At 58.2% G+C, this 20,128-nt stretch carries 16 protein-coding genes; 7 read left to right on the forward strand and 9 right to left on the reverse strand.

From position 1 onward, the window contains the following. Positions 1-32: 32 nt before the first annotated feature. On the reverse strand, positions 33-1,214 hold the full coding sequence (urtA, locus tag ALO80_RS11815) for an urea ABC transporter substrate-binding protein (protein WP_055009140.1): 1,182 nt from the start codon (positions 1,212-1,214) through the stop codon (positions 33-35). Between the two features lie 810 nt (positions 1,215-2,024). Between urtA and ALO80_RS11820 the strand changes: the two genes are divergently transcribed. The 3 genes from ALO80_RS11820 to ALO80_RS11830 all read left to right on the forward strand — a co-directional run bounded on the left by ALO80_RS11820 (position 2,025) and on the right by ALO80_RS11830 (position 5,561). After that, a complete protein-coding gene (locus ALO80_RS11820; RefSeq protein ID WP_055009141.1) occupies positions 2,025-3,173 on the forward strand; it encodes a transporter substrate-binding domain-containing protein in 1,149 nt (382 codons plus the stop codon). Then, the gene (locus tag ALO80_RS11825) at positions 3,170-3,802 is read left to right on the forward strand and encodes an ANTAR domain-containing response regulator (protein WP_055009142.1); all 633 of its coding nucleotides are present in this window, start codon (positions 3,170-3,172) and stop codon (positions 3,800-3,802) included. The genes ALO80_RS11820 and ALO80_RS11825 overlap by 4 nt, the downstream gene beginning before the upstream one ends. Positions 3,803-3,890: 88 nt before the next feature. After that, on the forward strand, positions 3,891-5,561 hold the full coding sequence (locus ALO80_RS11830; protein WP_174518949.1) for an amidase: 1,671 nt from the start codon (positions 3,891-3,893) through the stop codon (positions 5,559-5,561). A gap of 114 nt (positions 5,562-5,675) precedes the next feature. Here the strand turns inward: ALO80_RS11830 and rmuC are convergent, their stop codons facing one another. The 6 genes from rmuC to ALO80_RS11860 form a co-directional block, all read right to left on the reverse strand. Beyond that, positions 5,676-7,595 (reverse strand): DNA recombination protein RmuC, encoded by a 1,920-nt coding sequence (gene rmuC / locus ALO80_RS11835; RefSeq protein ID WP_055009143.1) that lies wholly within the window; start codon positions 7,593-7,595, stop codon positions 5,676-5,678. A 130-nt stretch (positions 7,596-7,725) separates the two neighbouring features. Continuing rightward, entirely contained in the window at positions 7,726-8,700 is a 975-nt protein-coding gene (locus ALO80_RS11840) for an aliphatic sulfonate ABC transporter substrate-binding protein (protein WP_055009144.1), read from the reverse strand. A gap of 33 nt (positions 8,701-8,733) precedes the next feature. After that, entirely contained in the window at positions 8,734-9,693 is a 960-nt protein-coding gene (locus ALO80_RS11845) for a D-isomer specific 2-hydroxyacid dehydrogenase family protein (protein WP_055009145.1), read from the reverse strand. After that, entirely contained in the window at positions 9,690-11,036 is a 1,347-nt protein-coding gene (locus ALO80_RS11850; protein WP_054985383.1) for an LLM class flavin-dependent oxidoreductase, read from the reverse strand. The genes ALO80_RS11845 and ALO80_RS11850 overlap by 4 nt, the downstream gene beginning before the upstream one ends. A gap of 194 nt (positions 11,037-11,230) precedes the next feature. Continuing rightward, positions 11,231-12,121, reverse strand: coding sequence for an arginase family protein (locus tag ALO80_RS11855; RefSeq protein ID WP_055009146.1), 891 nt, complete (start codon positions 12,119-12,121; stop codon positions 11,231-11,233). A gap of 134 nt (positions 12,122-12,255) precedes the next feature. After that, the gene (locus ALO80_RS11860) at positions 12,256-13,185 is read right to left on the reverse strand and encodes an AraC-like ligand-binding domain-containing protein (RefSeq protein WP_055009147.1); all 930 of its coding nucleotides are present in this window, start codon (positions 13,183-13,185) and stop codon (positions 12,256-12,258) included. Between the two features lie 620 nt (positions 13,186-13,805). Between ALO80_RS11860 and ALO80_RS11865 the strand changes: the two genes are divergently transcribed. Genes ALO80_RS11865 through ALO80_RS32185 form a run of 3 tightly spaced genes read left to right on the forward strand, consistent with a single transcriptional unit; the run spans position 13,806 to position 17,603 of the window. Continuing rightward, a complete protein-coding gene (locus ALO80_RS11865) occupies positions 13,806-15,938 on the forward strand; it encodes a methyl-accepting chemotaxis protein (protein ID WP_054985387.1) in 2,133 nt (710 codons plus the stop codon). After that, positions 15,935-17,422, forward strand: a complete 1,488-nt coding sequence (locus ALO80_RS11870) for a chemotaxis protein CheW (RefSeq protein WP_055009148.1) — start codon at positions 15,935-15,937, stop codon at positions 17,420-17,422. Before ALO80_RS11865 ends, ALO80_RS11870 begins: the two co-directional genes overlap by 4 nt. A 55-nt stretch (positions 17,423-17,477) precedes the next feature. Further along, positions 17,478-17,603 (forward strand): hypothetical protein, encoded by a 126-nt coding sequence (locus ALO80_RS32185; protein ID WP_083493245.1) that lies wholly within the window; start codon positions 17,478-17,480, stop codon positions 17,601-17,603. 87 nt (positions 17,604-17,690) lie between these two features. Here ALO80_RS32185 and ALO80_RS11875 read toward each other — a convergent pair whose 3' ends face one another. After that, positions 17,691-18,089, reverse strand: a complete 399-nt coding sequence (locus tag ALO80_RS11875) for a hypothetical protein (protein ID WP_054985379.1) — start codon at positions 18,087-18,089, stop codon at positions 17,691-17,693. Positions 18,090-18,212: 123 nt separating this feature from the next. Beyond that, entirely contained in the window at positions 18,213-19,088 is an 876-nt protein-coding gene (locus tag ALO80_RS11880; RefSeq protein WP_055009149.1) for an MBL fold metallo-hydrolase, read from the reverse strand. 108 nt (positions 19,089-19,196) lie between these two features. Between ALO80_RS11880 and ALO80_RS11885 the strand changes: the two genes are divergently transcribed. Further along, positions 19,197-20,087 (forward strand): LysR family transcriptional regulator, encoded by an 891-nt coding sequence (locus ALO80_RS11885; protein ID WP_083493247.1) that lies wholly within the window; start codon positions 19,197-19,199, stop codon positions 20,085-20,087. Positions 20,088-20,128 lie beyond the last annotated feature (41 nt).

The raw sequence follows: 20,128 nt of genomic DNA on the forward strand, positions 1-20,128 counted from the left end.
CGGGCGCGAAGCGGATCGCGCCCGGACCGGTATCAGAGTTTCGGAAAGGGATTGGGCTCTATCGGCGCCGACTCGTAGATCACATCGACCTGGCCCTGCGCGTTCAGGGTGCCGATGCGGGCGCGCTTCCACAGGTGGTGATTATCCTTGTGAACCTTGATTTCGCCTTCCGGAGCGTCGAGGGTCAGCTCCGAGGACGCAGCAATCACGTTCGGCACGTCGAAGCTGCCGGCTTTTTCGACAGCCTTTTTCCACAGGTACACCGCGGTATACGCCGCCGCCATCGGGTCACCGACGACGCGTTGCTGCCCGTAGCGCGTCTTGAAGGCCTGGACGAACTTCTCGTTGACCGGGTTTTTCAGGCTCTGGAAGTAGCTCATGCAGGTCAGGAAGCCGACGAGGTTTTCCGCACCGATACCGGTGACTTCCTCTTCGGTGATCGCCAGCCCCATCAGGGTCTGATTGCTGCTGTCGATACCGGCTGCCTTGAGCTGTTTGTAAAACGCCACGTTCGAACCGCCGACGATGGTCGACAGCACGATGTCCGGCTTGGCTGCCTTGATCTTGTTGATCACTGACGAAAACTCGATGGCACCCAGCGGCAGATAGTCTTCGCCGACGATGGAGCCACCCTGTTTGGTGACGGATGCCCGCGCCAGCTTGTTGGTGGTGCGTGGCCAGATGTAGTCGGAACCGACCAGATAGACGCTCTTGCCCTTGTTGGCCATCAACCAGCTGACCGCTGCCAGGGTCTGTTGCGAGGCCTCGGCACCGGTGTAGATAATGGCCGGAGATTTCTCCAGCCCTTCATAGAAGGTCGGGTAGTAGAGCAAGCCTTTGTTGCGTTCAAAGACCGGCAGCACCGCTTTGCGCGAAGCGGACGTGAACGCGCCGAAGGTCACTGCAACGTGATCGTTTTCCAGCAGTTTGCGGGCCTTTTCGGCGAAGGTCGGCCAGTCGCTGGCACCGTCCTCGACGATGGGTTCGATGGTTTTACCCATCACGCCGCCACTGGCGTTGATTTCTTCGATGGCCAGTTTTTCTGCGTCGACCACCGAGGCTTCACTGATGGCCATGGTGCCGGTCAGCGAATGGATGATGCCGACCTTTACAGTCTCGGCTGCCTGCGCCTCGCCGATCAGGGAAAACGGCAGCAGGCTGATCGCGCCCAGCAACAGAGCATGCTTGATCAAACGGCGTTTGTCGTTGTGCATTCACTTCTCTCCCAGGAATAAAAAAAGCCCGACATCCCGGCCAAATCAATGGGCGGGGTGTCAGGCTTTTGTGCCGAATCTGGCGGGACAACTGCGTCCGATCCAGTCGTACGCGAGGTGTCTCCCTACTTGCCGAGAAGGGCGTAGGGCAAACAGCTGGCGCGATGTCTCAGAAGAGACTTAGCAAGCACAGTGCCAAGTGCAGAAACAGCCTCATACACTAGAAATCGAGTGTGGGCGCAGGGCGTCCCTTCATCTATTGCACGAAAAATCACCCTGCGCCGCTTTGGCGCGAATCAGGCTTTTGCGCACCAAAAACGTGAGACTGCGCACGTTGTTCCCTTGGATGCGCACGCCTTCAATGGCTGAAATACGATGCTTTTGTGAGAAGTGTATTGAGGCCTTTGCAGGAGATGTATGCCGCTTTTGTGGGGGCGAACTTGTTCGCGAAAGCAATGTGTCATGCGACACAACCCTTGCGAATGTACGCCCATCCCTGCAAACAAATGCCTGTTACGTCAGCACCGCCCCAGCCAGCAGACACACAAATCATCAACACCCACACACCCCGCATGGCCCGCTATCTGCATGACTGCCAGCAGACACCCTCGCAGGGTTTCTTGCCACACGCCCATTCTCGGCAGGTGTGGAAGGCCCCTCGCATGACTGGTCCTGACACTGCCGTCACGCCAGCCCCAGGCACAACCGCCTGAGAGCCACCGTTTGAATCCGCGGTTATTCGCTCAGTCTTCTTTCAGGCTCCCGGCCAGGTTCGGGCGTCTCACCTCACGTTGAACAAGGTTTATAGACATGGTTGACCCGTCGATTCGCATAGGAGGTCTGTTTTCCAATACCGGTGTTACCGCGGCTGGCGAATGCTCAACGATGCGCGGCGCACAGTTTGCAATTCATCAGATCAACGCGGCCGGGGGCGTGAAGGGTCGCCCTCTGGAACTGATTACGCGTAACCCGGACTCAACGCCTGCGTTGTTTGCCATGCACGTTGAATCGCTGATTCGCGAAGAGAACCTGCGGTTTTTCTTCGGCTGCTACACCTCGGCGGCGCGCAAGGCCGTATTGCCCGTCGTCGAACGTTACAACGCGTTACTGCTCTATCCGGTCTACTACGAGGGTTTCGAGTATTCGCGCAACATCATTTACACCGGCGCCACGCCGAACCATAACGCCGTGCCGCTCGGCAGTTACATGTTTGATCACTTCGGCAGCCGCGTGCTGATGATCGGCTCGGAGTACGTGTACCCGTACGAAACCAATCGGCTGATGAGCGACCTGCTCTACGAGCGGGGCGGCAGCAAGCTGGGCGAGTACTATCTGCCGCTGAAAAACGCCAGGGCCGAGGACTTCGCCAGGCTCATGGTCAAGGTCCGGGAGCTGAAGCCCTCGTTCATTTTTTCGACGGTGGTCGGTGACACCATGGCGCACCTGTACCAGGCCTACGCCGACGCCGGTTTTGACCCGGCCGTCATGCCGATTGCCAGCGTAACCACCAGCGAAACCGACATTAAGCAGATGGGCGTACATCTGGGTGCCGGCCACATATCGGCAGCCACTTACTTCCAGTCGATCGACACTCCGCTCAATCGTCAGTGTATTGCCCAGTACCGGGCGATGTTCGGTCAGCATCAAGTCACCGACCGCTGCTGGGAGGCTGCTTATTTTCAGGTCCATCTGCTGGCCAAAGCGATCGAACGCGCCGGCAGTACGGAGGTGGAGGACGTATTGCAGACCATGCGTGGTCTGGAGTACGACGCACCGCAGGGACGGGTACGTGTCGATGAGCACAATCACCATACGTACCTGTACTCGCGCATCGGTCGCGCCAATGCCGACGGGCAATTCGACATCCTTTATGAAAGCCAGAAAGCGCTGAGGCCCGACCCGTATGCCGTTGCGCCTGACTTTAATGGCTGGTCCAGCCTGACCGGGAGGCGTCCATGACCCTGCGTGCCGCCAAGAAACGTTTGCGCAACGACAGCGCAGGCGGCATCAAGGACCTGCGCGATATCAGCGTGCTGGTGATGCATCCGGATGATGAGGACGGTCGCAATCTGATTGCCCAGTTACAGCGTATCGGCTGTCAGGTACGGGTGCAGTGGCCGATTCCCGAACGATTGCACAGTGAGGCTGACGTGATAGTCCTGGCGGTATCGCCGGAAAGCCTGTCGACCAATACGCCCTGGCTGTTGCATAACTCGACGCCGCCGATCATTCCGGTGATCGCCTATGAAAATCCGATCATTGTCGAGGCGCTGGTACAGCTTAATGCCTGTTCGGTCATTCCCTCGCCGGTGAGGTCCTTCGGTCTGCTGACCGCGCTGGCTATCACGCTAAGCCAGGCCCGCAAGACACGGGAGCGGGAAAAACACGTCAAGCGCCTGGAAGGGCGCATGGCGGTGATGCGCACTGTGCAGCAGGCAAAAATCATCCTCATGGAGACCAAGGGGCTGTCCGAAATAGACGCTTACAACGCGCTGCGCGATCAGGCCATGGCCAAGCGCGAGCCCGTGGAGAAAATCGCCGAGGCGCTGGTCAAGGCTCACGAACTGTTTCAACAAGCCTGTTCCTGACAGGTTACAGACACGCTTCGAGTGTCGGGCCTCAGCGGCCTGATCCTCTTCTGCGCGGACAGTTGCCATACGCCCTGAAACGGCAGGTATGGGGCACCGCGTGGCGACCGGCAGGGACAACGGCGTCCTCCGGATCGAGCCCAGACCTGCGCATCCTGCACAGGCGGCTCCAGTCAGCGCCTGTCCGACCCCGGACGGCCCTTACCGTTATCTGGAGAACACCATGTCCGTAAAACGTCCCGGCAAAGCCGACTTCCTGATTGCCGCTCAAGACCACGGGTACGACCTCTCAGACAGCCAAATGAAATCGTTCCTGAGTCTGGCTGACGAAACCCTGGGCTCTTACGAGGCCATCGATGCGTTATATGCCGCTCACATCGCCCAACCCACCCCGCAGCGTGAACACAGCAGGCCGACAGAGGCAGAAAACCTGCACGGGGCCTGGTATGTGAAGACGCATATTGCCGGTGCCCAGAGCGGCCCGCTGGCAGGTAGAACGGTGGTCATCAAGGACAACGTATCGGTGGCCGGCGTGCCGATGGCCAATGGTTCGCTGAGCCTTGATGGTTATGTGCCTTCCGAGGACGCCACCGTGGTCAAGCGCCTGTTGGCTGCAGGCGCGACCGTGGTCGGCAAGTCGGTGTGCGAAGACCTGTGTTTCTCCGGGGCCAGCTTCACCTCGGCCAGCGGCGCGGTGAAAAACCCGTGGGACCTGACCCGCAACGCAGGTGGCTCATCCAGCGGCAGTGCCGTGCTGGTCGCTTTGCAAGCGGTGGATATGGCCATCGGCGGCGATCAGGGCGGCTCGATCCGTATGCCGTCGGCCTGGAGCGGTATTGTCGGGCACAAGCCGACTTACAGCCTGGTGCCTTATACCGGGGCTTTCCCGATTGAGCGGACTATCGACCACGTCGGCCCGATGGCCAACAACGTACTTGACTGCGCGATCATGCTCGATGTGATCGCCGGAGCCGACGGCCTCGATTCAAGACAGAAAAACCCGCCAGCGGTGAACTGTGTCGCGACCCTTGATCAAGGCGTTTCGGGCCTGAAAATCGGTCTGTTGCGCGAGGGTTTTGCGATCCCCGGCATGTCCGAGCCGCAGGTAGACGCCTTGGTCAAAGTTGCCGCGGCACAACTTGAAAGCCTTGGCGCCACGGTCGGCGAGGCCAGTGTCCCCTGGCATCGCGGGGTGGCGCTGGACATGTGGAACGTCATCGCCACCGATGGCGCGGCGTACCAGATGCTGCAAGGCAACGGCTATGGCATGAACGTCGACGGCTATTACGACCCCGAGATCATGAGTTACTTCGGTGCCAAGCGTCGTGTGCATGCCAACGCATTGTCCAGCAGCGTGCGTGCCGTGGCGCTGACCGGGCATTACAGCCTGAAGAACCTGCACGGTGCCTATTACGCCAAGGCGCGCATGCTGGTGCCGGAACTCACCCGTCAATATGACGAAGCGTTCAAGGATTTCGACGTGCTGGTGATGCCGACCATGCCGTTCGTGGCGACCCCTTTGACCGCCGCCGATGCGCCGATTGAAGAGTATGTGCACAGCGCACTGAACATGCTCGCCAACACTGCGCCTTTCGACCTGACCGGCCACCCGGCCACGTCAATCCCGGCAGGTCTGGCCGACGGACTGCCAGTCGCCATGATGATCGTGGCGCCGCGCTTCAAGGATGCCCTGGCGTTGCGTGTCGCGCAGGCCTACGAGCAGGTTCGTGGCGTGTTTCCGGGGCCGCCGCGTGTTTGAAAAACGATAGAAATCGTTGAAGATTATAGAAGGCCTGAACCGGTTCAGGCCTTCTGCCTTTCTAGACACTGTCGACGCTTGCGTGTCGGGTCAGATGCTCATCTGTTGCTCTCTTCAAGTGTTGGCCGCACCTTCAACCGGCAGTATTGCTAGTTCGCTTTCCAGCTCTTCGTCTTCCCCAATAGCAGAAGCTGGCAAACGCTTGGAAACGGTAACGCCCAGCGCGACGAATTTGTCCACGGTCTTAGTCAGGCTGCCGTGATCTCCTTTCAGTGTGGTGACGCTTTCGTTATAGCTTTTCTGCACGGTTGCAATTTGATTACCCAGTTTGTCCATTTTTTCTACGAAAACTCGCAACTTGTCGTAGACCTTGGTCGCCATGGTAGCGAGCTGTAATGTGCTGCTGTTCTGGCGCTGGATACTCCAGAGGTTTGAAACGACGCGAAGTACCGGCAGCAATGTCGTCGCTGTGATAATCGCGATACGTTTTTCATAGGCCCCCTGAAAAACGCCCGGGCTGTGCTCTGCGGCAACCAGATAGGCGGGCTCGACCGGCATGAACAAAAATACGAAGTCAGGCGAATTAATGCCGTTAAGGTCGGTGTACTTTTTGTCGGAGAGGCCGTTGATATGATGCTTGAGGGCAAGAACGTGTGCAGACAACGCTCGGGTGCGTTCTTCGTCAGTTTCGGCGGACACGTACTCCGTATAGGCGACCAGTGACATTTTACTGTCAATGATGATGTGTTTGCCTTCGGGCAAATTGACGACAAAGTCCGGTCGATTGTTTCCAGCCTCATCATTCTTGAAGTTGGCCTCACGGTGATACTCGAACCCTTTGCGCAATCCGGCCTGTTCAAGCAGCATTTCGACCTTCTGCTCGCCCCACGTGCCCTGCAGCTTCTTGTCACCTTTAAGTGCCTTGGTAAGGTTTGACGCTTCCGTGGTGATCTGGGCATTCAGCTCCATCAGCTTGATCAGCTCGTTTTTCATCGAGCTTTGTCCTTGCACTGTATCGGAGTGAACCTGATCTACCCGCTGGCGAAATGAGTCGAGTTGGTCCTTGAATGGTTTCAGCAACGTATCCAGGCCTTGACGACTCTGTTCGGAGAAACTCTGCTGCTTGCTGTCAAAAATCTGATTGGCAAGGTTTTGAAATTCTTGCTTGAGCTGAACCTTGTTGTCTTCAAGGAGCTGCAGTTTCTCGGCGGCGGAGTGCTGGTCACGCGCGTGACGCATGTTGACTTCCGCGAGGCTTTGCTTGGCGAGGCTCAGTTCATCTCGCATCACGCCCAATTCTTTATCGCGCTGTACCAGCGTGCCTCGTAGCACATCAAGTTGTTCTTTTTGTTCCGCAGCCTGACCCAACTGCTCACGCTGCTTTTTGAATTCTTCCTCTGCTTTTTCGATACGTGTTTGTGAGTTGGCGTGGGCAGCCTTCAATTCCAGCAGTTGGTTAGCCTGTTCGGTGCTTTGTCCGAGTTGTTCGCCTTGCTTTTGCAATTGCAGTTGAGCTGCTTCCAGCCGCGTCTGATGTTGCGCGAGTATCTGCTTGAGCTCCTCTAATTGTCTTGTTTGTTCTTGGTCCTGGCCAACTTGCACCCTGAGTTCTCCGAGCTGCATTCTTAGCTTGTTGGATTCCAGGCTGCGATTTTCGGCCAGGGTGGTTACCTCAGTGAGTTGCGCTACTTTGTCGGACATGCGCTGCTTTTCTGCGTCCAGCGACGTCTTGAGTTCGCCGAGCTGAATACTGAGTTGTCTCTCGACGTCCCGGTGACGCCCCATGTCCTCGCTGAGCAGTGTCAACTCGCGTTGGTGCTCTTCCTGCTCATGAAGCATCTGTTGTTCTCGCTGGTGCGCGAGCGCTGCATCATTCAACAATTGTTGATGTTCAGCCTGATTCGCTGCCTTCAGTTCGGCGAGCTGTTGTGCAAGCTTGCTGGCTGCCACACGACTGTTGATCCAGAAGCCAATACCCAGAAATAGCAAGCTGAAGAGCCCGATCAGAGCAGGTGTCAAATAGTGCTGTGCCATCGGTACGTCCTTTTATCGCTGGGTTAGGATCCAAAATGATGGCACGTTGTTAGTTGTCTGAGAACTGCAAAAGCCGTTTTTAGACCAAGGCACCCGGATATTTTGCACAGCGAAGGCGTTAAACCGATTTTCAGGGCTTCCAGATCTCGACATCGCCCGCATCCACCGCCTTGGGCAGCAGACCGGCTGCGAAGAAGGCGTCGGCGATATGCTGTTGTTCGTCCAATTGATCATGTGTGACTGGCTGGATCTGATAAGTGCGATGGCTGTTGGCGATTTCAACCGTTTCGATGTCCAGGTTGCCCCACAGAGGGCTCAGCACCTGTGCGGCTTCGCGTGGATTGGCCTTGAGCCATATGCCCGCCTTGTGCAATTGCTCGTAAACCACGCTGAGCACTTGTGGGTGGTCCTTGGCGTAGCCGGTACCGGTCAGGTAATAGCGCTTGTAGCTGGACAGGCCCACGCCGTCAGCCAGGGTACGGGTCGGCAATTGCCGTTGGGCGCTGGTCAGGAAGGGTTCCCAGGTGACCCAGGCGTCAACCTTATTGTTCTCGAAGGCTGCACGGCCGTCGGCGGGTGACAGGTAGGCGGGCTGAATATCCGAAAACGCCAGGCCGGCTTTCTTCAACGCAGCGATCAGCAGGTAGTGAGAGCCGGCAGCCTTGGTAACCGCGACCTTTTTGCCTTTCAGGTCCGACAGTTGGTGCACGGACGAGTTTTTATGCACGATGATTGCCTGAGCCGAGGGTGATGCCGCTTCCTGGGCAAAGTAGGTCAGCCTGGCCTGCGCCGCCTGAGCAAAAATCGGCACGGTGTCGGCCACGTCCGCACTGATGTCGACATTGCCCACGTTCAGTGCCTCCAGCAGCGGCAGGCCGCTCGGAAACTCATGCCAGGTTACGTTGACGTGCTGTGGCGCAAGGGCTTTTTCCAGCGTGCCCTGGGTCTTCAGCAGGGTGATCAGCGTGGACGACTTCTGGTAACCGATCCGTAGCGTTTCCTGTGCCTCGATGGGCAGGGCGCAGCCTAGAGCCAACGCTGCGAACAGCCCTGCCAACAGAGAACGCCGGAGTTGAATTCGAGTGTTTCTTATGGGGTTCGACATGGCACGCTCGGTATGTGTAAGTGATGCTGAGAGTCAGTAGCCGCGCTGGTGATCAGCCTGATTGTGCAAGGCCTGCCCGCTGATATAGCGCTCCAGATTGGCCAGGAAGCTGTCGGCTATCTCGTGACGGCTATTGCTGGAGATCGCCGAGGTGTGCGGTGACAGACGCACTCGCGGATGCGAATACAGTGGATGGCCGTCCGGCAGCGGTTCGGGCTCGGTGACGTCGAGCGAGGCGAGGCCGATGTTGCCTTGATCCAGTGCCGTGACCAGCGCCTCGTGATCAAGCAAACCGCCGCGGGCGATGTTGATCAGGTGCAGGCCGGGTTTGGCACTGTTCAGCACGTCGGCGTTGACGATATGCCGGGTGGCAGGTGTCAACGGCGCGGCCAGTACCAGATGGTCGGCGCGCGCGAACAGGTCGTGAATGTCCCGAGCAGCTTCGACACCGTCAACCTCGAACGGAGCCGAACTTTGCCGTAATGCGACCACGTTGATACCCAGCGCGTGGGCCTTGCTGGCCAGACTGCGGCCGATGGCGCCGAAGCCGAGAATGCCGAGTGTGGTGCCCTTGAGTGGCGTCAGGGCGGTGAAATTCCATTGCGAGTCATGCACCCAGATGTCCGGAAGATGCTTGGCTGCGGCAAAGATCGCGGCCAGCGAGAACTCGGCGATGTTTTCTGCCGCACTGCCCCGAGAAGTGCTCACGGGCGGTCCGTCGAACAGCCAGCCCGGATAGAAATCGATGCCTGAAGACACCACCTGAATCCATTTCAGGCCATAGGGCCAACCCGGTGGCGGCGAGGCTGGTGCTTCATAACCACGCACGTTGATCGGGCGCGCCAGCAGAATGCCGACCTCGCCGGGCAGGTCACTCGGCACTCCAGCAGGTACACCGATGACCCTGGCTTGTGGATGGGTCACTGCAAGCCGCTCGCGGATGACCTGGTTGAAGTCTTCTTCCAGTTGGCTGGCTATCACGAGTCGAGTCATGCCAATGCCTCGTCTTTTTTGTGGGCGACAGCCTTTGCGTGACGATTGACCGGCACTTCAAGGCCAAGATTCTCACGTAGCGTGTTACCGCTGTATTCAGTGCGAAACAGGCCACGCTGCTGTAGCACCGGCACCACCCACTCAGTGAAATACTGCAAACCATCCGGCAGGACGCTATTGATGATGAAGCCGTCGGCGGCCCCTTCTTCAAACCACGTCTGAATAGCGTCGGCAACCTGTTCGGGCGTACCGACAAAGTCACGGCGGGGCAGGGAGAAGCGCAAGGCGACCTCACGCAGGCTCAAACCCTCGTCTCTGGCCAGTTGCTTGATCCGGTCCGAACCGCCTTTCTGGCTGTTGGAGCCCAGATCGCCCAGTTCCGGAAACGGGGCGTCCAGTGGGTACTGGCTGAAGTCATGGTCATTGAACGGACGTCCGAGGGCGACGATAGCGTCTTCGATGGTGACCAGCTCCACGGCCTGGCGGTAGCGGCTCTCCACCTCGGCCTCATCACGCCCGACAATCGGGCGAATGCCGGGCAGAATCGATAGCGCGTGCGGGTCGCGGGCAAACCCTTCGGCTCGTTGCTTGAGGTCCTGATAATAGGTGCGCGCGTCGTCGAAGCTCTCGGCGTGGACAAAAATTGCATCGGAGTTCTGAGCGGCAAAATTACGCCCGGCCTCGGAGGTGCCCGCCTGGAAAATCACCGGTTGGCCTTGCTTCGACCGGGCTATGTTGAGCGGGCCTTTCACCGAGAAGAACTCGCCCTTGTGATCCAGCGTATGCAGTTTGCCAGGGGTAAAAAACTCGCCTTTTTGCTTGTCGTAGGCGAACGCATCGTCTTCCCATGAGTCCCACAGCCCCTTGACCACTTCGATGTGCTCCCTGGCAATGCGGTAGCGCACGGCATGGGGCGGATGTTCACCTTTGCTGAAGTTATCGGCAGTGCCGCTGAGCCAGGACGTCACCACGTTCCAGCCAGCCCGACCGCCACTGATGTGATCCAGCGAGGCGAACTGGCGAGCCACCTGGAAAGGCTCGGTGTAGCTGACTGTGACCGTTGCCACCAGACCGATATGCCGGGTGGTGGCCGCCAGTGCGGAGAGGATGGTCAGTGGTTCGAAGCGATTCAGATAATGCGGGCTGGATTTTTCGTGAATGTGCAGGCTGTCGGCAATGAACACAAAATCGAATCGAGCCGCTTCGGCCAGCTGAGTCTGCTGCTGATAAAAGCCTAAATTCACACTGGCATTGGCCAGTGCTTGCGGGTGACGCCATTCGCCCCAACCATGGCCGACGCCGTGGACCATTGCGCCGAGTTTAAGGTGTCGTTGTCTGCTCATGGTTTTGCTCCGGACGGTTCAAAAAGGTGGGTGCACCTCCGCCTGGAGAAGGGGTCGGCATAAAGACGACGATATGCCTATAAAAAATCGCAGTGAAATTCTATTTTGTTATATGTTAATTATTAAATTAAATGATTATATTTTATTCAAGTATGCATAAATTAAATTTTAAGGGTGTATCTAAAGTGTCCGGCTCAAGGATTCGCAGCCCGGACGCCCAGCAATGGCAGCTTTGTCAGCATGTTCTTCAACGCCAATGCGTCCCACGGCAGGTGCTCGGCAATACCAAGGCCGACCACGTCCACAACGCTGGCAACGTCTGCCAGCAAGCGGACAACCTGTTCGATAGTCATCTTGCCTTGCGCAACGCCCTCAAAGTGAGCGGCCGGGACACCGGGTTGTGCAAACAGCAGAGAACGGAAGAGCGCCGGGTCCAGCACGTCCAGATCCAGATGGATCGCCAGGTGCCTGGCCCCGGTTTCCTTTAGCCATTGCAGCACCGGCGCGCTGGTGTGGGCCAGCGCCTGTGCGCCGGCACTGCGCAGCCCGAGACGCTTGATGAAAGCGGTTTCTGCCTCCAGGGTGTCCTGCAGGCCCGCATACATCACATTGGCTGGTTTGATCGGGCGTTTTACGGCATTGACGAAGTCCTCGTCACCTTCGCCCAGCAGATTGCCCATGACCATTGCATGCGCATGCTGGAAGTCCTTGGGGGTCAGGACGTCCGGGTGGGCGTCGACCCAGAGCACTGCAAGGTCGCCGTCGTAGCGTTCGTTCAGATAGGCGAATGGCGCCAGATCGACCAGACAATCGCCACCCAGAACCACCAGACGATCCGGCTGATGCCGGTCGATCAGTCGCCGGGCAAGGTCAAGCTGCGCCAGCAGCGCATGGCGGGCAATAATGTTGTTTTGCAGTTCCAGTGGTTGATCATCCGGTTCGGTTACGTCCACTTGTTCCACAGGCCCTGTCGCGTCCGGTGCCAGCCATGCAAGCAACTGTGCGCCAAAATAGTAAGGCGCGTTGTTGCCGCCTTGCCATTGGGGAAAGATCAGTCGCAGGGTTTTATCGGAGTGGGTATTCATTGAGGTTTTCCTTCGTCACCGTTCCTGGGTACGGCGCGCAGCAAGCGCCGTCAGCATGGCAGTGATACTGATTGGCGTGGGTGCAGTGCGCTTTGCCAGGACAGCCAATCGCTGTGCCGAAAGCGCCAATCGCCTTATCGTGGCCCCAAGAGCTGCTGAGGAGAGATGCCATAGGCATTTTTGAAGGCGCGGCTGAAATGCGAGAGGTTGGTAAAGCCGAAGTTCAGCGCAGCATCACTGACTCGGCGAACATGGCGCTTGAGCAATGCGTCATGGCACGCCGAAAGTCTTTGCTGCCAGAGCCAGCGAATGGCTGTCGTGCCTTGCTGTGCGAACAATCGATTGAGCGTGCGTGGCGAAACGTGCGTCGCCAGGGCAATGCTGTCGGCCGTCAGGCCCGTGTCGGACAGGTTATTCAGCAGGAACTGCTTGATGCGTCGCAACTGTTGCAGTTGATGAGAATCACGCCGGATATCAGTGTCGCCTAACACCGAGTCGAAAGCCGTGGCCAGTACGTCCAGCAGTGATGCATTGAGCCTTTTGCTCAGCGGGTCCGATAAATCCTCTGTGCTCCAGGTTTCGTTCATCAAGGTGCCGGCCACACGGCCCAGCGCCGAACGACCGGGCAGTGTTCTGCATACCTGTCGCTCGGCATTCGGGATATGTTGCAGCAACAGCTTGCGCGGCACAGCCAGCACGATCTGATCATCACCTTCGGGGTAACGGCAAGCGTACGGTTGGGCGCTATCGTAAAGGATGATATCGCCTGCGCCTTGCCGGGACTCCCTGCCGTTCTGGGCGACGAGCGCGTCGGGACACAAAGAGAGCGTGACGAGGAAGTGATCACTTTCCCTGTCCTGTTGCAACCGCCGGTAATGAAGTGGAGATGACTGAATCCGGGTAAAGGTAATGCCACTTCGATCCCTGACGTTCAGGGTTCCGTCGAACGGTGCTTCGCTCAGCGGCTGGCTTGCGACCAGGCCGTACGTCGAGCTCAAAACCTCCTGCCAGACGTCGAAACGATCCTCGGATCGCAGTGGTTCGGCTAGGAAAATGATGGCCATGTCTGCCCCTGTAACGAGCGTTTTCTAACGAAGTGATCGCAGACAGGTTATCAGACATTGATCCAGGGCAAGACCCGCGCACTGACTGTGTTCCACGGTGGCGAAAATAATTTATATATCGGTGATCCAGCCGATATATCCCTACGTATGCAGCGCTCTGCTTACCCAAGCCTTCTAGAACAGGAGTTCCATGGACCCGCGCCTTGCTGGACTTTCCTTTTTGCTCACCCTGGGATGGACCGGTGCCGTGATTCTCGTCATCTGGTTCTACGCCTGATTGCGCGGTGGTGCTCTGCGTGGGGAGGAGGGGACGAAGTATTTTTTTACCGGTGATCGGGCCGACCGCACGTCTGTATTTATATGATGGCTAAACAGTGGCGCTAAAGCTGGCCTGTTTCAAGCCGATGTGAATACAAAGGCTTCTTGCCAATGAGCTTGCGTTGTTTCATCCGCCGCTGATGAACTGAGAGTTTGCGCTATGGAAGGCATTGAGAAAGACGATTAACCGGCTTGATCGGCAGGCACCATAGTCCACGCATGCAGAAGCGTTCGACGCGGCCCGCAGAGACCGGCGCTTCATAACAATACTTCCATAGATGCTGACTCGCAGAGACTTTTACATGTCGACCACAATTGAGAATACCCCCGGGGATCGGGCCGCGCTAGAGCTGGACCTCCACTCGCTGATGACGGCCATTGATCGCTCGCAGGCGATGATCGAATTCGATCTCGAAGGTAACATCCTGCGGGCCAATACCAATTTTCTGGATTGCGTCGGGTATCGGCTGGACGAAGTTCAGGGTCGGCATCACCGGATGTTCTGCACGCCGGAACATGCCTCCAGCGTCGAATATGCGACATTCTGGGAAAAACTGGGCAAAGGTGCTTTTGACGAAGGTCAGTACAAGCGCCTGGGCAAGAACGGTCGCGAGATCTGGCTGCAGGCAACCTACAACCCGATCTTCGACGAACTGGGTAATCCATTCAAAGTCGTAAAATTTGCCACTGATGTCACTCAACAGCGCAAAGCCAATGCCGAGTATGAAGGCAAGGTCGCGGCGATCGATCGTTCGCAGGGCGTCATCGAGTTTGATCTGAACGGTCGGGTGCTTAATGCCAATGAAAACTTCCTCAAGGTGCTTGGCTATCGTCTGGATGAGATACAGGGCCAGCATCACCGCATGTTCTGCGAAGAAGACTACCTGAACAGCCCTGCCTACCGCGCGTTCTGGGCCAAGCTGGAGCGTGGCGAATATGACTCCGGCGAGTACAAGCGTATCGGCAAGAACGGTCGCGAGCTCTGGATCAGTGCCACTTACAACCCTATCTTTGACCCTGACGGTCGTCCCTACAAGGTTGTGAAGTTTGCCAACGATGTCACCGAGAGTCGCGCCCGTCAGGCCGAGTCCGCTGGCAAGGTCACGGCTATCGAGCGCTCTCAGGCGGTCATCGAGTTCGATCTGACCGGTAAAGTGCTGCATGCCAATCGCAATTTTCTGGCGGTATTCGGCTACGACCTGGAAGACGTTGTCGGCGAACACCACCGGATGTTTTGTTCCGAAGAGTTCGTCAGCAGCCTTGAGTATCGCGAACTCTGGGAAAAGCTCGGGCGTGGCGAATACGACGCCAACGAGTACAAGCGCAAGCGCAAGGACGGCAAGGAAATCTGGATTCAGGCCACCTACAACCCGATCTTCGATGCGCAGGGCAAACCCTACAAGATCGTCAAGTTCGCGCTCGACGTGACCAGCGCCAAGGAAACCAGCGTCGAGGACCAGGGCAAGGTGAATGCCATCGACCGCGCCCAAGCCGTTATCGAGTTCGACATGGCTGGCAACATCATCACCGCCAATGCCAACTTCCTCAAAGCGCTGGGTTATGGCCTGCTGGAGATCAAAGGCAAGCATCACCGTATTTTCTGTGAGGAAGAGTACGTGCGCGGCACCGAGTACCGTGAGTTCTGGCACGGGCTGGGGCAGGGCGAGTTCTACTCCGGGCGCTTCATGCGGGTCAGCAAGTATGGGCAGAAGATCTGGATTCAGGCGACGTACAGCCCGATTTTCGACCATGACGGCTTGCCGTTCAAAGTGGTGAAATTCGCCACTGACATTACCCGTCAGGTCGAGATGGAGCAGGCGATAGAGGCCAAGACCCGCGCCATGGGCGACTCGGTGAAAGCACTGATGACCGCCATTTCCTACGTCGCACAAAGTACCGAGACGGCCACCGATCTGGCCAGAATGACGCGTGAGCAGGCCAGTTCCGGCTCGCAGACGCTGGTCAAGGCGTCCGACGCGATGGGCATGATTGCCAAGTCCGCCGAGGGCATTCAGGACATCATTCAGGTGATCAGCGAGATCGCCAGTCAGACCAACATGCTGGCCTTCAACGCGGCCATCGAAGCGGCCAGGGCCGGTGAGCATGGCCTGGGCTTTTCGGTAGTCGCCGATGAGGTGCGCAAGCTGGCCGAGAAGTCCTCGCGCGCGACCAAGGAAATCAACAAGCTGATTCTGGAAACGGTCAGCCGTATCGAGTCGGGCAACGAGATTTCGCGCAGTGCCGGCGAAGCCTTCGAACATATCGTGGAAGGCGTGATGCAGACCACTCAGGCGATCGACGGGATCAACACGGCGACCGAGAAACAACGCCTGTCGGCTCAGGAAGTGGAGGCACTGATCATCGAGCTGCATAAAGCCAACCTGACCGGCTACACCGAAACTCTGAACAAGGTATCCATCGGACAACCTGCATGAGCAGCCTGAATGCCTATGGCGTCGTGCAGATCAATGGCGTCTACCTGGCGGTGGTTGCCGATGCATTGATGGAGGCCGTGCACTGGCCGGCTGATCTGCATCCCCATCCGCTGACCCGGGGAGCGTTGCGTGGAGTATTTACCTTGCGCGGCAAACCCGTGCCGTTGGTCGACCTGCGCAGCCAGTTGGCGGAAGGAGGCGACGTTTCGTCACCCACGCCACTGGTCGCTATCCTCAAATACGGGGGCGGTTATCTAGGCCTGGCGATTGACGCGGTCTGTGACATTCTCAAGGCCCGCGATTCGCAATTCAGTCCGCTGGGGCCTGGCGGCACCAGCGCCGGGTTGCTGCCAGCGCTGCTGCTGAGCGCAGATGAGTCGCGGATGATCTACAAGCTGGATCTGGGCTTCTTGAGCAGCCTGCCGGGCGTGCTGTTCGCAGCTGATCCAGGCGCGCAGATTCTCAAGGAAGAGGCGCTGGCAGCCAAGAACCGTCTGCTTCATTACCTGGTGTTCGAGTGTGACGGTCGCAACTTCTGTATCGATGCCAGCGTTGTGACCGAGTTGGTGGATGGCCCGGAAATCTCGGCGTCGGACTTTGCCAGTGACTGCTGCTTTGGCGTCACGTCGGTACGTGGCACCAAGGTCCCGGCGCTCAACCTTTCCGAAGTCCTTGGTCTGGACCACCCACGCCAGACGTCCAAGCCGCAGTTGCTGCTGTTGACCGCGCCGGATGGTCGGGTATGCGGGTTTGGTTATGACCGTATGGTTGCCATTCAGCGTCAGGACCCGAGCAGATTGCTGGCTGCACCGGGTTATGGACTGCCGCACCCGGAACTGCTGGCCGGTGTGATGAACCTGGAGGAGGGGCAGCAGGCATTGCTGCTTGATCATCCGATGCTGTTGCAGCGCCCGGAAGTCAAAAGCTATACGCAGGTCTACCAGCATGACGTCAGACCTGCGCAAGCCTCGCATGATGTGACCAAGGCGATGCTGCGACATGCCTGCCTGCTGTTTGACGCACCGACTCGCTTTGTCGCTCCATTGAGCCAGATTGTCGAAATCATGAGCGTGCCACAGCAGTTGATCGGGCTTTCACAGCCAGAAACACATTTGCTGGGTCAGTTCAATTTGCGTGGTGAGCAGGTGCCGCTGATCTGCCTGAGTAGTCTGCTGGGCGAAGGTGCGCAAACCCAGAGTGACGCTTCACGCGTATTGATCGTACGTGGCGAGCGTCTGTGCTTCGGTTTTGCGGTGAGCCGGGTCGATGCGATCGACGCGTTCAATCAGTTCGATCCGGCGATGCTGGAACAAGGCTGGCAAGCCAGTACCGGCAAGGGCATTTCGGTCAATGACCGGGTTCGTTCGCTGGTCAGCGTCGGCAGTCAGGAGCGCAGCTGGCGCGCGACCCTGCTCGATCTGCAGGGCCTGGCCAGGCAACTGGAATGCAGCGTCGATCAGCGCCGGGCTGCGCAATCAGTCTGAACCGAATGCTCCGCGCGTGGCCTTATTTGAGTGTCCACCAGCGGAGTCAATGACCATGACTGACAAGAAAGACGAGAAAAAACCGGAACCGCAAAGCGATGTGCCCGCGCATTCGACGCCCGAAGAAAAGGACCGCCTGAAAGACTTCAACAAGGACGGCATCCCGCCAGGGGTTTGTTGATCAGCCTGCGGGAGTGTTTACGTGACGCCCGGTCTGTTCAGGCCGGGCGTCACGGTTTCTGAAAGCCTGCGCCGGCTTGGTCTTCACTTACGCGTCGCGCAGCAGGTCGTTGGCGTTGAGCAACTGATAGGCGATCTGTGGACGTGCTTCCAGGGCGCGGCGGATGGCGGCGGGTATCGATTGGCGCGCCTTGCGACACAGCCCGACCTTTTCTTCGACGACAATGCTGATGCCGCGCATGGTGCGCACTTCATTGAAGCCCGGCGCGACGTCGACACGCACGCCCAATTGCTGGAAAATCTTGCGCTGCATGTGCTCCAGATCTTCCAGACTTTCGATACGCTCCAAGCGATCCAACAGGGCTTTTTCCGCATCGCGGGTCAGCAGCAGAATCCGCAGGTCTGCATCTTCTGCGTCCAGCAGCTCGCGCTTGCAGTCGCAAGCGCCGGGCGGACAGGGGGTACGGATTTTCAGAGGGGCGTTCATGGGCGCAGCATAGCGACTGATATGGGCGTCTGACCATACCTGAGTGCATGTGCGCTGCGCATGTAAAAGCTTGGTCCCCGCCTTTTATTCGCAACGCTCCGCCGAGGCCTTACAGGTAGCGGATCAATTCGGCCACTTCATCTCGCCCTTGATGACTTTTGCGCTCATCTCCAGCGAAGCCGGTTCGGCCAATTGCGGCCAGGCTTTCTGCATGGCATCGATCAGGGCGCTGGAGTCCTTGGCCTTGGCGGCCTGCTCTTCGAAGGACTTCAGGTAGTCGGCGGTGAACGTCACAGCCTGGGTGCCTGCCGGGATCTCGCCCAGGTAATGACCCGGAACCACAGTGGCCGGTTTCAGCGCCTCGATGCTTTTGAGTGTCGCGAGCCAGTCCTGACGCGATTTAGCGCTTTGTGTGTCAGCGACCCAGACATGAATACCGCTGGAGACCACGACACCACCGACTACCGCCTTGAGGGAGGGAATCCATACGTAGCTTCGCTCGGGCGCCGGGCCATTCAGGCCTTTGATCTGCAACGGTTGGCCTTCAAGTGTCAGGTGGTCGCCCTTGAGCACGTCGGGCACGATCAGGCTGGCTGGCGCATTGTCCTTGAGAATCGGGCCCCAGTAGGCGAGTTTGCCCTGCATCGAAGCCTTGATCGCCTTCACGGTAGGCGCGCTGGCGACGATCTTTGCTTCTGGGAACGCGGCTTTGATGACGTCCAGACCGAAGTAGTAATCCGGGTCACTGTGGCTGATGTAGACCGTGGTGAGTTGCTTGCCGCTGGCCTTGATCTTTTGCACCAGAGCCTCGGCATCGTTGCGCTGGAACTGCGCATCGATGAGCACCGCGTCATGCTTGCCGGTGATCAGTTCGGAAGATACCGGGAAGACGGCTTTTTCGGCCGGGTTGTACACCTCGATTGCCAAGGGGGCGGCTGCCTGAGCTGCGAGAGGGAAAAGAGCAGCGAAGGACAGGGCAAGCAGGGATTTACGCAACATGGGATACGACCTTTGTTCGGGCAGGGCTGAGGTCGTTATCTTAGGTTGCCTCAAGTGAAACAAAAGCCTCAGTATTGACAACTATTGATTGCTCATATCGGACGAATTGTGGATCGGATCATAGCGGCACGGGTATTCATCGCTATCAACGAACGGGGCAGCCTCATTGCTGCCGCCGAGGCGCTGGACATGTCACGGGCGATGGTCACGCGATATCTGGCGCAGATGGAGAGCTGGGCCGGAGCACGATTGCTGCACCGGACCACGCGCAAGCTCGGCTTGACCGCCCCCGGACAAATGACGTTGGTGCGTTGTCAGCAGTTGATCGAGCTGGCCGACGCAGTACCACTGGCAGCCGATACGCAAGTCGACGAGCCACGCGGCATGCTGCGCATCGCCTGTTCGCAGTCGCTGGCCCTGGCCGTTCTGGCACCCGCGGTGACGGCTTACCTGCAACGCTACCCCGGCACCTCGGCAGACCTGCTTATCGGCAACGAGGCGGTGGATCTGGTCAGCGAGCGAATCGATCTGGCGATCCGCATCACTAATCAATTGGACCCCAACGTAATTGCCCGTCCGCTGGGTCAATGCGCTTCGATAGTGTGTGCTTCTCCAGCTTATCTTGCCGTGCACGGCACGCCGTCCAGACCGCAGGAACTGCCTGCCCACAATTGCCTGACCTATTCGTACTTCGGCAAGAGCCTCTGGGAGTTCACCCGCCAGCAACTGCCGCTCAGTGTGCCGGTCGATGGCAACCTGAGTGCCAACGATTCAGTGGTGCTGCTGGAGGCCGCAGTGGCTGGTGCCGGTATCAGCCTGCAGCCAGTGCATTCGGCAGCGCCGCTGATTGCCAGCGGCAAGCTGATCGCCCTGATGCCGGAATACCAGCCACAGGCACTGGGGATACATGCGATCTACACCTCAAGGCACCATCAGTCGGCAACGCTGCGCACTTTTCTGGATTTTCTGACTGAATGGTTTGAGAGGGACGCAGATTAGATCACCTGCTGTGAACAGGACGCAGAGCGTCCAGAACGGCA

The organism is Pseudomonas caricapapayae, assembly GCF_001400735.1.
In the GTDB taxonomy this organism is placed as follows: Bacteria; Pseudomonadota; Gammaproteobacteria; order Pseudomonadales; family Pseudomonadaceae; genus Aquipseudomonas; species Aquipseudomonas caricapapayae.

Coding starts and splice junctions, on each gene's coding strand:
- ALO80_RS11870 (WP_055009148.1), top strand. CDS start 15,935: ATGAGCAGCCTGAATGCCTATGGCGTCGTGCAGATCAATGGCGTCTAC.
- ALO80_RS32185 (WP_083493245.1), top strand. CDS start 17,478: ATGACTGACAAGAAAGACGAGAAAAAACCGGAACCGCAAAGCGATGTG.
- ALO80_RS11860 (WP_055009147.1), bottom strand. CDS start 13,185: ATGGCCATCATTTTCCTAGCCGAACCACTGCGATCCGAGGATCGTTTC.
- ALO80_RS11850 (WP_054985383.1), bottom strand. CDS start 11,036: ATGAGCAGACAACGACACCTTAAACTCGGCGCAATGGTCCACGGCGTC.
- rmuC (WP_055009143.1), bottom strand. CDS start 7,595: ATGGCACAGCACTATTTGACACCTGCTCTGATCGGGCTCTTCAGCTTG.
- ALO80_RS11840 (WP_055009144.1), bottom strand. CDS start 8,700: ATGTCGAACCCCATAAGAAACACTCGAATTCAACTCCGGCGTTCTCTG.
- ALO80_RS11880 (WP_055009149.1), bottom strand. CDS start 19,088: ATGTTGCGTAAATCCCTGCTTGCCCTGTCCTTCGCTGCTCTTTTCCCT.
- ALO80_RS11845 (WP_055009145.1), bottom strand. CDS start 9,693: ATGACTCGACTCGTGATAGCCAGCCAACTGGAAGAAGACTTCAACCAG.
- ALO80_RS11865 (WP_054985387.1), top strand. CDS start 13,806: ATGTCGACCACAATTGAGAATACCCCCGGGGATCGGGCCGCGCTAGAG.
- ALO80_RS11825 (WP_055009142.1), top strand. CDS start 3,170: ATGACCCTGCGTGCCGCCAAGAAACGTTTGCGCAACGACAGCGCAGGC.
- ALO80_RS11855 (WP_055009146.1), bottom strand. CDS start 12,121: ATGAATACCCACTCCGATAAAACCCTGCGACTGATCTTTCCCCAATGG.
- ALO80_RS11830 (WP_174518949.1), top strand. CDS start 3,891: ATGGGGCACCGCGTGGCGACCGGCAGGGACAACGGCGTCCTCCGGATC.
- ALO80_RS11820 (WP_055009141.1), top strand. CDS start 2,025: ATGGTTGACCCGTCGATTCGCATAGGAGGTCTGTTTTCCAATACCGGT.
- urtA (WP_055009140.1), bottom strand. CDS start 1,214: ATGCACAACGACAAACGCCGTTTGATCAAGCATGCTCTGTTGCTGGGC.
- ALO80_RS11875 (WP_054985379.1), bottom strand. CDS start 18,089: ATGAACGCCCCTCTGAAAATCCGTACCCCCTGTCCGCCCGGCGCTTGC.